The organism is Corallibacter vietnamensis (genome assembly GCF_039537875.1).
Taxonomy (GTDB): Bacteria; Bacteroidota; Bacteroidia; order Flavobacteriales; family Flavobacteriaceae; genus Corallibacter; species Corallibacter vietnamensis.
The window spans coordinates 1,416,723-1,430,176 of the sequence record NZ_BAABBI010000001.1 but is presented as its reverse complement, the minus strand read 5'-3'; the positions used below and the strand labels follow the sequence as shown (position 1 = coordinate 1,430,176).

13 protein-coding genes and 1 tRNA gene are annotated in these 13,454 nt (G+C 32.7%); 7 read left to right on the top strand and 7 right to left on the bottom strand.

Features of this window, described 5'->3' with window-relative positions; translation table 11 throughout:
- Positions 1–54 precede the first annotated feature (54 nt).
- From folP to ABD690_RS06495, 3 genes are read left to right on the top strand one after another with little or no spacing between them, the layout of a single operon-like run.
- Positions 55–888, top strand: coding sequence for a dihydropteroate synthase (gene folP / locus ABD690_RS06505; RefSeq protein WP_344728515.1), 834 nt, complete (start codon positions 55–57; stop codon positions 886–888).
- A gap of 30 nt (positions 889–918) precedes the next feature.
- Positions 919–1,704, top strand: coding sequence for a diadenylate cyclase CdaA (cdaA, locus tag ABD690_RS06500; RefSeq protein ID WP_344728513.1), 786 nt, complete (start codon positions 919–921; stop codon positions 1,702–1,704).
- Between the two features lie 17 nt (positions 1,705–1,721).
- Positions 1,722–2,543, top strand: coding sequence for a DUF3667 domain-containing protein (locus tag ABD690_RS06495; protein ID WP_344728511.1), 822 nt, complete (start codon positions 1,722–1,724; stop codon positions 2,541–2,543).
- On the opposite strand, the gene ABD690_RS06490 is transcribed toward ABD690_RS06495, so the two are convergent.
- Together ABD690_RS06490 and truA are read right to left on the bottom strand one after the other, a co-directional pair.
- A complete protein-coding gene (locus ABD690_RS06490) occupies positions 2,520–4,289 on the bottom strand; it encodes an ABC transporter ATP-binding protein (protein ID WP_344728509.1) in 1,770 nt (589 codons plus the stop codon). The genes ABD690_RS06495 and ABD690_RS06490 overlap by 24 nt on opposite strands.
- Before the next feature lie 35 nt (positions 4,290–4,324).
- Positions 4,325–5,074 (bottom strand): tRNA pseudouridine(38-40) synthase TruA, encoded by a 750-nt coding sequence (gene truA, locus ABD690_RS06485; protein WP_344728507.1) that lies wholly within the window; start codon positions 5,072–5,074, stop codon positions 4,325–4,327.
- 106 nt (positions 5,075–5,180) lie between these two features.
- Between truA and ABD690_RS06480 the strand changes: the two genes are divergently transcribed.
- On the top strand, positions 5,181–5,672 hold the full coding sequence (locus ABD690_RS06480) for a metallophosphoesterase family protein (protein ID WP_344728505.1): 492 nt from the start codon (positions 5,181–5,183) through the stop codon (positions 5,670–5,672).
- Between the two features lie 7 nt (positions 5,673–5,679).
- Here ABD690_RS06480 and ABD690_RS06475 read toward each other — a convergent pair whose 3' ends face one another.
- Both ABD690_RS06475 and ABD690_RS06470 read right to left on the bottom strand, forming a co-directional pair.
- A complete protein-coding gene (locus ABD690_RS06475; RefSeq protein WP_344728503.1) occupies positions 5,680–6,057 on the bottom strand; it encodes a hypothetical protein in 378 nt (125 codons plus the stop codon).
- A 114-nt stretch (positions 6,058–6,171) separates the two neighbouring features.
- Positions 6,172–6,582: a DUF4293 domain-containing protein gene (locus ABD690_RS06470; RefSeq protein ID WP_344728501.1), complete on the bottom strand. Its 411-nt coding sequence runs from the start codon at positions 6,580–6,582 to the stop codon at positions 6,172–6,174.
- Between the two features lie 198 nt (positions 6,583–6,780).
- Between ABD690_RS06470 and rho the strand changes: the two genes are divergently transcribed.
- Positions 6,781–8,436, top strand: a complete 1,656-nt coding sequence (gene rho / locus ABD690_RS06465; protein ID WP_344728499.1) for a transcription termination factor Rho — start codon at positions 6,781–6,783, stop codon at positions 8,434–8,436.
- Between the two features lie 411 nt (positions 8,437–8,847).
- Here the strand turns inward: rho and rpsT are convergent, their stop codons facing one another.
- The 3 genes from rpsT to proS form a co-directional block, all read right to left on the bottom strand.
- Complete coding sequence (gene rpsT, locus ABD690_RS06460; RefSeq protein WP_344728497.1) at positions 8,848–9,099, bottom strand: 30S ribosomal protein S20; 252 nt, start codon at positions 9,097–9,099, stop codon at positions 8,848–8,850.
- Positions 9,100–9,133: 34 nt separating this feature from the next.
- A tRNA-Glu gene (locus ABD690_RS06455) sits at positions 9,134–9,205 on the bottom strand.
- 114 nt (positions 9,206–9,319) lie between these two features.
- On the bottom strand, positions 9,320–10,798 hold the full coding sequence (proS, locus tag ABD690_RS06450) for a proline--tRNA ligase (protein ID WP_344728495.1): 1,479 nt from the start codon (positions 10,796–10,798) through the stop codon (positions 9,320–9,322).
- 102 nt (positions 10,799–10,900) lie between these two features.
- On the opposite strand from proS, the gene ABD690_RS06445 reads away from it, so the two are divergent.
- On the top strand, positions 10,901–11,899 hold the full coding sequence (locus ABD690_RS06445; protein ID WP_344728493.1) for a hypothetical protein: 999 nt from the start codon (positions 10,901–10,903) through the stop codon (positions 11,897–11,899).
- Positions 11,900–11,934: 35 nt separating this feature from the next.
- A complete protein-coding gene (locus tag ABD690_RS06440) occupies positions 11,935–13,452 on the top strand; it encodes an OmpP1/FadL family transporter (RefSeq protein WP_344728491.1) in 1,518 nt (505 codons plus the stop codon).
- The last annotated feature ends 2 nt before the right edge of the window (positions 13,453–13,454 follow it).

The following is a 13,454-nucleotide window of genomic DNA, read 5'->3' as shown; positions in this document are numbered from 1 at the left end:
GTTTCAGGTTTAAAGTTTTCTTAACAAAAATTTAGAATAACAAACAATTATCAAATGACCATAAATTGCAAAGGCAAACTCATAGATTTATCTACCCCAAAAGTGATGGGGATTTTAAACCTTACACCCGATTCTTTTTTTGATGGCGGACAATATAAAAGTAAAAAAAGCATTACAGAACAAGTAGCTCTCATGCTAGAAGAAGGCGCTACTTTTATTGATATTGGAGCTTACAGCTCAAGGCCTAATGCTGATTTTGTTTCTGAAGCTGATGAGCTTAAGCGTTTATTGCCTATAATTACTTTGCTCACTAAAACATTTCCCGATATATGTATATCTATAGATACTTTTAGAAGTGAAGTAGCCAAACAAGCTATTCACGCAGGTGCTGCAATAATTAATGATATTTCAGCAGGACAACTTGATAACAAAATGCTTGAAACCGTTGCAAAACTGCAAGTGCCGTATATTATGATGCATATGCGCGGAACTCCTAAAACTATGCAACAACTAACCTCTTACAACAATCTTACAAAAGATATTTTGCTTTATTTTTCAGAGAAAATTACAGAAGCAAAAGCCCTTGGTATTATAGATATTATTGTAGATCCTGGTTTTGGATTTGCAAAAACACGCGAACAAAACTTTGAACTCTTAAATAATTTAGAGCTTTTTAAACATATTGAAAAACCCATACTTGCTGGTGTTTCAAGAAAATCTATGATATATAAAACTCTAAATATCACACCTAAAGAAGCACTAAATGGAACCACGATTATTAACACTATGGCATTGCAAAAAGGCGCTTCTATCTTAAGAGTACACGATGTAAAAGAAGCTATGGAATGCGTAAAATTATTTTCTGAATTACCTACAGACTCTTTTTAATTTTTTTAAATTTACCAAAAAGCCATCCAATTGGAAATCTTTGACGACCTATTAAAATTTACCATTATAGACATTATAGATGTTGTTCTTGTAGCACTACTACTCTACTATGTATACAAGTTAGTAAAAGGTACTGTTGCTATAAACATCTTTATAGGTATTGTAATTATTTACTTTATCTATGTTATCACAGAAGCTTTACAAATGAAAATGTTAAGCAAAATTCTAGGTGGCTTTATGAGTGTTGGGCTTATTGCGTTAATTGTTGTTTTTCAGCAAGAAATAAGAAAGTTTCTTCTTATGATTGGCTCTACAAATTTTAGTAAACGTGGGAAGTTTTTTAAGCAACTTAAGTTTTTAAAAAATGAAACTAACACAGAAACTGACGTTGAAGCTATTGTAAACGCTTGCAATAAAATGAGCGTAACAAAAACAGGTGCTCTTATTGTTTTAGAGCGCAATAACAACCTAGATTTCCTGACCAACACAGGTGACGAAATGAATATTAAAGTCACACAGCCTATCATTGAAAGCATTTTTTTCAAAAACAGTCCGCTACATGATGGCGCTATCATTATTGCAGATAACATTGTAAAAGCAACGCGTGTAATTTTACCTGTAAACAATGAAAAAAACCTTCCTAACAGATTTGGTTTACGCCATAGAGCTGCTGTTGGAATATGTGAAAAGACTGATGCTTTAGCTATTGCAGTGAGTGAAGAAACCGGACAAATATCTTACTTTAAAGACGGTGAGTTTATTATGTTTAAAGACACTCATGAGCTTGTTGACTTAATAAAACAAGATTTAGGTTAAATAACGAAACCATAAAAATGACTTGTAAAAATTGCAAAAACGCTCTGCACAACAATGATGATTACTGCAATAAGTGTGGTGCAAAAGTTATAAGAAACCGACTGACTCTAAACAACCTATTTATTGACGTTACCCAACAATATTTTAATGTTGACAATAAATTTTTCAAAACATTTACTAGTCTTTTTTCAAAACCAGAAATCGTAATAGACAACTATATAAGCGGCACAAGGAAAAAGTATGTTAACGTTGTAAGTTACTTTGCCATAGCGCTAACAATTGCTGGTTTTCAAATGTTTATTTTAAATAAGTTTTTCCCTGAATTATTAAACATGGATTTTCTTGACCAAGAAGGCATGGAAGGTTTTCAGCAAAAAAACATGGATTTTAGCAAAGACTATCAGGGGCTTATTTTTATGCTTGCTGTTCCTATTTATGCTTTAATTTCTAAAGTTGTTTTCTCTAATCATAAAAAATACAACTATACCGAGCATTTGGTAATTAACATGTATACTTCAGCACATTTTTCTATTATAAGTTCTTTGTTTATTATAATAACATCACTGTTTGATATTCACTTTTCAATAACAAGTAGTATCGCTATTATATTTCAAATTCTATTTACAGCTTACTGCTTTAAACGTTTATATCAAATTAAAACAAGTGAAATTGCACTAAAAACCTTTTTGTTTATCCTTATTTTAATTTTTATAATGTTTGTAGTTACAATCGCTATGGGAGCATTCATGTACTTAAACGGAGATTTACAAAAAATGATTGAAGTGAAAAAATCTGCTAAAGAAGCCTCTCAATTATCAAGCCAGTTCTTCCTTTTTTAAGAATTGCACTTCATATAGGTTTTTGTAATAACCACTCTGTTTAGCAAGTAGCTCTTCGTGTGTGCCTTGTTCTACAATTTCACCTGCATCCATAACAATAATAGTATCTGCTTTTTTTATTGTTGCTAGCCTATGCGCTATTATTATTGATGTTCGGTTTTGAGTGATCTTATCTGTAGCTGTTTGTATTAATTGTTCAGAATGTGAGTCTATAGAGGATGTTGCTTCATCTAAAACAAGTATACTAGGATTTGTAACGTAAGCCCTTAAAAATGAAATTAACTGACGCTGACCAGAAGATAACATAACACCACGCTCTTTTACATTATATTGATATCCATTAGGCAAGCTCATTATAAACTCATGTATACCAATATCTTTTGCTGCCTGTTCAACTTGGCTTTGAGTAATATTAGTATCGTTTAAGGTGATGTTGTTTAGTATGGTATCTGCAAATAGAAACACATCTTGAAGAACAACAGCTATTTGCTTTCTTAAAGATTGCAATGTAAGTGTCTTTATATCTATACCATCAACTTTTATAACACCACTATTTATATCATAAAATCTATTTAATAAATTAATGATGGTTGATTTTCCTGCTCCTGTAGCTCCAACTATTGCAACGGTTTGACCAGCTTTAACATTAAGCGATATACCTTTTAATACTTCTTCGTTATCTACATAACTAAAATGCACTTTTTCAAAAGCTATATCTCCTTTAAAATTAGTAGCTTCTTCTGTTCCTGAATTATCAATTTGAGATGTTGTATCAAGCACTTTAAAAACACGATTGGCCGCAACCATTCCCATCTGAAACGTATTAAACTTATCTGCTATTTGACGTAATGGTCTGAACAACATAGGAATCATCATAATAAATGCTGTTAAATCTCCCAAAGAAGCTGTGTCATTCATTACAGCATTAAGTCCGCCATACCAAGCAATCAATCCTATAGTTATAGAAGAAGACAATTCTGCTATTGGAAAGAAAATTGAGTTATACCAAACTGTTTTTAGCCAACCCTTTTTATGGCGTTCATTTATTTCTTTAAACTTTTTGTACTCGGTATCTTCTCTAGTAAATAACTGTAAGATTTTCATTCCAGTTAAACGCTCTTGAACAAATGAATTTAAGTTTGAAACTTCAGTACGTACTTCTTCAAAAGCGCGTTTCATATATTTTTGAAATAAGCGTGTTGCATACAATACTAAAGGAAGCATTAAAAACACTATCAAGCTTAATTTCCAGTTCATATAAACCATTACAGACGACACTACTAACATGGTAAGTAAGTCTCTAAAAATCATAAATAATCCTTCGCCAAAAATATCTGCAATACGCTCCATATCTGTAACTGCCCTAGTAATTAAAACACCTACAGAAGAGTTATCATAGTACTTCATTTTGAAACCAAGAATATGGTTAAACAACCTCACTCTTACATCTTTTACAACACTTTGACCTAGCCATCCAGCATAATAAATGAATAGCAGTTGACAAACTGTTTGAAAAAGCAAAAGCACCAACATAGCAATAATATAATACAGAAAATCCTGCTCCTTTTGTTGGGCTATGTTCTGATCTATTGCTTGCTGGGTGATATAAGGAATTGCCGCTGTAAAAATTGCTAATAAAATAACAGCAATGAGCACACCAAAAAACACACCTTTATAAGGTTTTATATAAACTGTTAATCGTTTAAATAAATTAACATCAAGTACCTGTTCTTTCTTTTTACTCATAATATTTTCTATACAAATAGAAACGTTTTAAAAAATTACTCTTGAAACATAATCGAATCTGGATATTCAATTTTTGTCAAATACAGCGCATGTCCTGGAACAGAATATCCGGCTTCACTTCTACTTTTAGACTTTATAATCTCATGTAAGTCAGCAACTTTAATTTTACTTAAACCTATATTAATCATTGTTCCTACAATAGCTCTTACCATGTTTCTCAAAAAACGATCAGCTTTTACTGTAAATTGTAACTCTCCATCAACATATTGCCATTGCGCTTTCATAATCTCACAATTATACGTTTTTACATCGGTATTGCTTTTAGAAAAACATTGAAAATCTTTATACTCAAATAAAATATTTGATGCTTCATTCATCTTATCAACATCCAGCATCATTTTCATATAGTATGTTTGATTAAAATTAAAAACATCCTTTTCTAACGAAATTCTATAAACATACTCTCTACTTAAGGCATCAAATCTTGCATGAGCCTCTGGCTGTACCTTAAAAATATCTTGTATTGCAATATCTTTTGGCAAAAATGAATTCATCTTAAACACAAGCTGTTCTTCTGAAAACTCTTGCTCTGTATCAAAATGTGCAAACATTTGAGAAGCATGTACTCCGGCATCTGTACGTCCGGCACCTACTATAGCTATTGGTTGCTGAAGTAACGTAGATAACGCTTTTTCTAAAACCTCTTGTACTGAAATTGCGTTAGGCTGATTTTGCCAACCATGATACGCTTTTCCGTTATACGAAAGCTTAATAAAATATCTCAAATTGAATTGCTACTTTTGTTTCTGAAGCTACAAAGATAGAATTTTATCTCTCTTTAATTTTTAAATAAAACGCTAATAAAAACTTAAGATTTCTGTATTTATTATAATGAAAAAAATTCTCCTACTTTCAGATACCCATAGTTACATTGATGATGTCATTTTAAAACATGTAAAACACGCTGATGAAGTATGGCACGCAGGAGATATTGGCAATCTAAAAGTTACTGATGCCATAAAAGCTTTAAAACCACTACACGCCGTATATGGCAATATAGATGACGATAAGGCCAGACAAGAGTTTCCGGAACATAATCGGTTTACTTGTGAAGGTGTTGATGTTTGGATAACACACATTGGTGGTTATCCTCCCAAATATAATATTCGTGTTAAAGAAGCTATTACAAAAAACCCACCAAAACTTTTTATTTCTGGTCACTCTCATATTTTGAAAGTGATGCCTGATAAAAAACTAAATTTATTACATATGAATCCTGGTGCTGTTGGAAAACACGGATTTCATAAAGTGCGAACCATGCTACGGTTTATTGTAGATAATGGAACTATTAAAGATTTAGAAGTTATTGAATTTAAAAAATAAATCATTCTTATTGTAGAGAGTAATGTGTATCGTCTGTTTTTTTTAAAAAAACACCTGTTTCGATAGTCCTATCATCACTTATTGCTTTTAAAAAGTAAACTTTTTTTCCTGTTTGATTTTCATCTGTTTCTATAATTTTAAATGAATTAAACGCTACTTTTTTTAAAGAAAATTTATCATTAAAATTAGACTCCCATTTTTCTTTAATATAAGCTGTAGTTACTACAATTTCAACATCACTTACAACATCAACTATATTAACATTTGAGATATCTTCAATTTTTAAAGATTCTTGTCCAACCACAAAATCAGCATCATCTTTACTACAAGAAAAAAGAGTTAAAACTAAAACAACTACTATTAGTAATGAATTATTTTTTCTCATAATTAGTATCTTTTTGGTTAATATACTCAATAATAATAAACAAATTTTCAAAACAAAAAAAAGCCCAAGATCTTCACCTTGGGCTCACGCACTAATACTACTAAGATGATAGGTTTATCGTAATCGATCTACAGATTTTACAAGATCTTCATCCTTTTTAATGGCTTTATTGGCCAAGGCCAATAATACGATAGAAACAATAGGAAGAAAAATCCCAATACCTTTCTCTGAAACATTTGTTTCTCCAGATAAATTTAGAGATTGATACACAAATAATCCTAGTAAAATAAAGTTTAATATGATGTTAAGACGCCCCAAAACAAATTGAGACTTCCTGTTTTTAAACATAAATATAGAAATTAAAGATAATATTGCTGATGCTAAAAACATAGCAAAATATACCACATGATCTTTAGCAAAAACCATAACATCATCATTTGTTGTCCATAAATGAAATACAAAAGTTAATCCTGCAGACACTATTACAGATAATAATAAGTATATGGTTTGTACTCTTTGAAGCATTAATTTTCTTTAATTATGGCACAAAAATAATAGTTTCTTTTTAAAAAATACGTGAAATTATTAAAATAAATGTTGTATAATTGCAGTAACAATCACCAACTATCAGAGTTGTAAGTTGTTAATTCTTCAGAATAAAATCATTTTTTTCAGAAAAATTCTAATTTAATATTTAACTCAAATATTCACAATTCAACATCAATGTTTGAAATCACGCAATTAAAAGAAATGAAGCTTCCTGAATTACAGGAAATAGCTAAAAAACTGAACGTTTCTAAATACCGTTCGTTAAAAAAATTAGATCTTGTTTATCAAATATTAGATCATCAAGCTGCAAACCCTAAAGCAGTAAAAGAAGTTGCTAAACAAGATGACAGCAAACAAGAACAGGAAAAGGAAAAGCCTAAAAGAGCTCCAAGACAACGCGTACAAAAACCTGCTGCAAAAAAAGCACCTCAAACAAATAAAGAGAATAAGCCGCAACAAGAAAAAAGCGACGATAAACCTCAAAATGACAACAAGTCTCAAGCTACGAACCACGAAGCTAAAACGCAAAACAAACCAGCAGCTAAAGACAACAACACAGCTTCTACCAAAAAAGAAGACACCCCACAAAACACAAACAATAAGCCTCAAAGAAAAGACAATAACCGCTCTAACAAAAGAGACAACAACAATAACAACAAAGGAAACAACGGTAACAAAGACAATAGAAACCGCTATCGTGAGCCTGATTTTGAATTTGACGCTATTATAGAAAGCGAAGGTGTTTTAGACATCATGCAAGATGGATACGGATTTTTAAGATCTTCAGATTATAACTATCTATCTTCACCTGACGACATATATGTATCACAATCACAAATAAGATTATTTGGTCTTAAAAAAGGAGATACTGTTTTAGGTAACGTACGCCCTCCAAAAGAAGGCGAAAAATACTTCCCGCTTATCAAAGTAAATAAAATAAACGGCCAAGATCCTAATGTAGTGCGTGACCGTGTTTCATTTGAGCACTTAACACCGCTTTTTCCTCAAGAAAAATTTAATATTGCTGAAAGACAAAGTACTATTTCTACTCGAATTATGGACTTGTTTTCTCCTATAGGAAAAGGCCAACGTGGTATGATTGTTTCGCAACCTAAAACAGGTAAAACAATGCTACTTAAAGACGTTGCAAACGCTATTGCTGCAAATCATCCTGAAGTATATCAAATGATTTTGTTAATAGACGAACGTCCTGAAGAAGTAACAGATATGCAGCGTAATGTACGTGGTGAAGTTATTGCTTCTACTTTTGATAAAGAAGCTCACGAACACGTTAAAATAGCTGATATTGTATTAGAAAAAGCGAAACGCCTAGTTGAGTGCGGTCATGATGTTGTAATACTTCTTGACTCTATTACGCGTTTAGCTAGAGCATATAACACTGTACAACCTGCTTCAGGTAAAATTTTAAGTGGTGGTGTTGACGCGAATGCATTACACAGACCTAAACGCTTTTTTGGTGCAGCAAGAAACATTGAAAACGGAGGCTCATTAACCATTATAGCTACAGCACTTACAGAAACTGGTTCAAAAATGGATGAAGTAATTTTTGAAGAATTTAAAGGAACAGGTAACATGGAGCTACAGTTAGATAGAAAAATATCTAACCGTCGTATTTTCCCTGCCATAGACCTTACTTCATCAAGCACTCGTCGCGATGATATTTTACTTGACGACAACACAATTCAGCGTATGTGGGTAATGCGAAAATACCTTGCAGATATGAACCCTGTTGAAGCTATGGAATTCATTAACGAACGTTTTAAACAAACAAGAAACAACGAAGAGTTTCTGATCTCTATGAACGGATAGTAAAAAATCTAAAAAAAGATTAAACTAATGCTTTCAAGAATTCATTTTTTTGAAAGCATTTTTTTATCTCACATATGATCATCTCAAACTCTTATTAAAAACCTTGTTAATTTAAGATGATAATAATGTTGACTCCTTTATAAACAAAGGACATTCTAAAAAAGGATTTGAGGTTACTATTGCTCTTAATGACAAACAAGGCTTTAGCTTTCTTTACTATAAGCAATGTCATTTACTATCATTTTATTTGAATATTATATTACAAACTAAAACTAGCCAAATTAATTCGCATAAAGAGACAAAAAAAAGCCTTGATTTAAACCAAGGCTTTTACTACAAACAAAACTAAATTTATAATAAAAAAAAAGCTTCTCATAATGAGAAGCTTCATTATTATATTATTTTAATATCTTAAAGCGTAGCTATGTGAGAAGCTAAACCAGATTTAAGATTCGCCGCTTTATTAGCGTGAATAATATTCTTTTTTGCTAGCTTATCAATCATAGAAAACACAGAAGGCATTAACGCTTCAGCTTCTTTCTTAGAACTTAAATCACGTAATTTCTTTATAGCATTACGCGTAGTTTTGTGCTGATACTTATTTCTTAAGCGTTTAGCTTCGTTGCTTCTGATTCTTTTTAATGCTGACTTATGATTTGCCATTTTATTACTAATATTTTTTTATTGAAAAAAATTGTAGCCCGTAGGGGAATCGAACCCCTCTTACCAGGATGAAAACCTGGCGTCCTAGCCGATAGACGAACGGGCCATTAAGGTTGTTTCATTATTTAATGAACTGTGCAATTCGTGATTGCGGATGCAAATATACAACTCTTTTTGAATGCTACAACACTTATTTAATTTTTTTTCAAAAAAATTTTATTTAATACGCTTTTGCGAATAAAACTCTTCCTTTTGAAGGCGCTCCAGTATACACACAAACACCTGATTCTTCATTATTTACAAAAGGCACACATCTAATAGTGGCTTTTGTAAGTTCTTTTATTTTATTTTCTGTTTCTGGAGTTCCATCCCAATGCGCCGAGATAAATCCTGTTTTCTTTTCTAAAACATCTTTAAACTCTTCAAAAGAATTTACTTCGGTAATGTGAGAATCTCTAAAGTCTAATGCTTTTTTAAACAATGATTCTTGAATCTCTGTCATTAACCCTTCTACCTTATCAGTTAAGCCGTCTAATGACACCACTTCTTTTGTTAACGTATCACGTCTTGCTAACTCAACAGTTCCGTTTTCTAAATCTCTTGCTCCTATTGCAATTCGTAATGGCACTCCTTGTAGTTCATGCTGTGCAAATTTAGCTCCTGGGCGCAATGTATCTCTACGGTCGTATTTAACTGTTATATGTTTACTGCGTAAATCTTTAACAATTCCGTTTACAACCTCTGTAATGGCTTCTAATTGCTCTTCATTTTTATATATAGGAACAATTACAACTTGGTTTGGCGCTAAATTTGGTGGTAACACCAATCCGTTATCATCACTATGTGTCATAATAAGTGCCCCCATTAATCTCGTAGAAACTCCCCAAGAAGTTGCCCAAACATAATCTTGTTTACCTTCTTTATTAGCATATTTAACATCAAAAGCTTTTGCGAAGTTCTGACCAAGGAAATGCGACGTTCCGGCTTGCAATGCTTTACCATCTTGCATTAACGCTTCAATACAAAATGTCTCAACAGCTCCTGCAAAACGCTCACTTTCTGTTTTTACTCCTTGAATTACTGGAATTGCCATAAAGTTTTCAGCAAAAGTTGCGTAAACTTCATTCATTTGCTTCGCTTCTGCAATTGCCTCTGCTTCTGTCTCATGAGCTGTATGTCCTTCTTGCCATAAAAACTCTGCTGTACGTAAAAATAAACGCGTACGCATTTCCCAACGCACTACATTGGCCCATTGGTTTACTAATATTGGTAAATCTCTGTATGATTGAATCCAATTTTTGTAAGTATTCCAAATAATCGCTTCACTAGTTGGTCTTACTACAAGCTCTTCTTCAAGTTTTGCTTCTGGATCTACACGCAGTTTTCCTGGTTTATCTGGATCATTCTGTAATCTATAATGGGTAACTACTGCGCATTCTTTAGCAAACCCTTCGGCATTTTTCTCTTCAGCTTCAAATAAACTCTTTGGTACAAATAAGGGGAAATAAGCATTTTGATGTCCTGTTTCTTTAAACATTCTATCTAATTCTGCTTGCATTTTTTCCCAAATTGCATAGCCATATGGTTTTATAACCATACAACCTCTTACTGCTGAATTTTCTGCTAAATCTGCTTTAACAACCAATTCATTATACCATTTAGAATAGTCTTCTGATCTACTAGTTAATTTTTTGCTCATATACAGGGTTTTGGCACAAATATTGTGACTATGTTAAATATAGAAAATAGTTCGGCAAAACTAACTATTTTTGTTATGTTCAACAATAAAAAACTATGAGATATGCAATATAATAACTACATATTAAGAAAAATCCCTCTATTAACACTCTTTAGTCTATCTATTGTTTTGACATCTTGTGGCTCCTATCAGTATGCTGGTCAGGACAATGATGGTATTTATAATTCAGATAGCAACACTGTTGAATACGAACGTGAAGTTACTCAAACCTCAAATAACGGTGGTTTTTACGAAAATTATTTTAAAGAGAAATCATTAGAATATGAAATGCCTGAAGAAGAAGGAGACGTTTTTACCGATGCAGACTCTTATGAAGGAAATTATGCTACTGAAAATTCTAACGAACCTGAATACACAACAGGCTATGCTGGTTGGGGAAACAACACAGAAGATGTAACTGTAAATGTATATAATTCTGGGTTCAATAATTTTGGCTGGTATAATCCTTACAGAACTGGTTTTGGTTGGGGATATTCTCCTTACTGGAGTATTGGCTGGGATTATTATGGTTACTCACCTTTTTTCTACGGCGGTTACTATGGCGCCTACTATCCTTACCACTGGTATGGCTATGGATACGGTTACCATAACTATAATTATTATGCTCCTTATGCTTACTCAAGAAGAGGCATTGTTTATCAACCTGGAAGACGTGGTAACTTATATTCACGAGGCTCTATAGCTCGTCAATACGACACTAACACTCGAAACACAAGAACTGTAAGACGTAGTTCTGTATTAAATAACACACGAAGAACATATAATAACTCCACACGTGTAAGATCATCAAACAATACGTCTCGTAGTGTAAGATCATCAAACAATACGTCTCGTAGTATAAGAACAACTCCAAGAACAAGATCTAATACAAACAGTGTAAGAACTCGTACAACAACTCCTAGAGTAAGAACAAGAACTACAACTCCTCAAGTTAGAACTAGATCTTCAGCACCAAGAAGAAGCAGCACAATAAACTCTGCACCTTCTAGAACAAGATCTTCTGGTTCTATGAGCCGTGGTGGAAGAAGAGGAGGAAGATAGACATCAAAATAAAATTAAAAAACCTACGAATCATTATGAAGAAATTATTATTCATTGCAGGCGTACTTTGTGCGCCTATCGTTTTTGCGCAAGACATATCAGACGCTTTAAGATACTCACAAGACAACATTCAAGGCTCTGCTAGATATAGAGCTTTAAGCGGTGCTTTTGGAGCTTTAGGTGGTGATGTAAGTGCTATGAGTATCAATCCAGCTGGTTCAGCTATATTTAACACAAGTCATATTTCATTAACACTTTCTTATGCTAATTTAAAAAACAAAACAAGCTATTTTAACGGACTAGACAACTCGTCTAGCTCTGTTATAGATTTAAACCAAACAGGAGCTGTTTTTGTGTTTGACAACAGAAACCCAAATGCTGTAATGAAAAAATTTACACTTGGCGTTGCTTATGACAAACTTAAAGACTATGATGATGATTGGTTTGCTAATGGTGTTAACACTAATAATTCTATTGACAGTTATTTTTTAGGCTATGCAAACGGATTAAGACTAGATGAAATCTCCGCTCTTCCAGGAGAAAGTTTCTCTGATGCTTATGCTGAAATTGGAAGCATATATGGCTACAGTAACCAACAAGCTTATTTAGGCTATGAATCTTACATATTAGAGCCAGCTTCAGGTAATAATGATAATACTGTTTATGGCTCAAATATAGGTAATGGTGATTATTACCATGAATACTCATATGCTGCTACAGGATATAACGGAAAGTTTACAATAAATACTGCAACGCAAATTGGAGATAAGTTTTATTTAGGAGTTAACCTAAATTCTCACTTTATAAACTATGAGCGCTTTACTAATTTATATGAAACCAATGCCAATTCAGGTACCGTGAGCCAAGTAAATTTTGGCAATAATCTTATCACCACAGGTTCTGGTTTTTCATTTCAAATAGGCGGTATCATGAAAGTAACTAAAGGCTTAAGAGCTGGGTTAACTTACAATTCTCCTACGTGGTATAGTATTGATGAAGAAGGTTCTCAATATATATCAACCATAAGAGATGATTCAGGGTCTAATGTTAGCCAAATCATTAACCCACAAACAATAAACATTTTCCCAAATTACAAACTTACAAACCCGGGTAAATTTACTGGTAGTTTAGCTTATATTTTTGGGAACCATGGCCTTATTAGTTTTGACTATTCTATAAAAGACTACAGTAACACAAAGTTTAGGCCTAAATCTGACGAGTATTTTTCTAGACAAAATGCTATTATTCAAAATAGCTTAACAACAGCTTCAACTTACAAAATTGGTGGCGAATACAGATTTAGACAGTTGAGTTTTAGAGCTGGTTATCGTTTTGAAGAAAGCCCGTATAAAAACGAAACAAACATTGGTGAACTTAAAGGTTACTCTTTTGGGTTAGGTTATAGCTTTGGAAGCTTGGTTAAACTAGACCTAACTTTTGACCAATTCCAAAGAGAAGATGCTAACAGTCTTTATAGTGTTGGACTAACCGATGCTGCTTTTGTAGACAATAAAACATCAAACGTATCATTATCTTTAAGCTTTAATTTATAGTC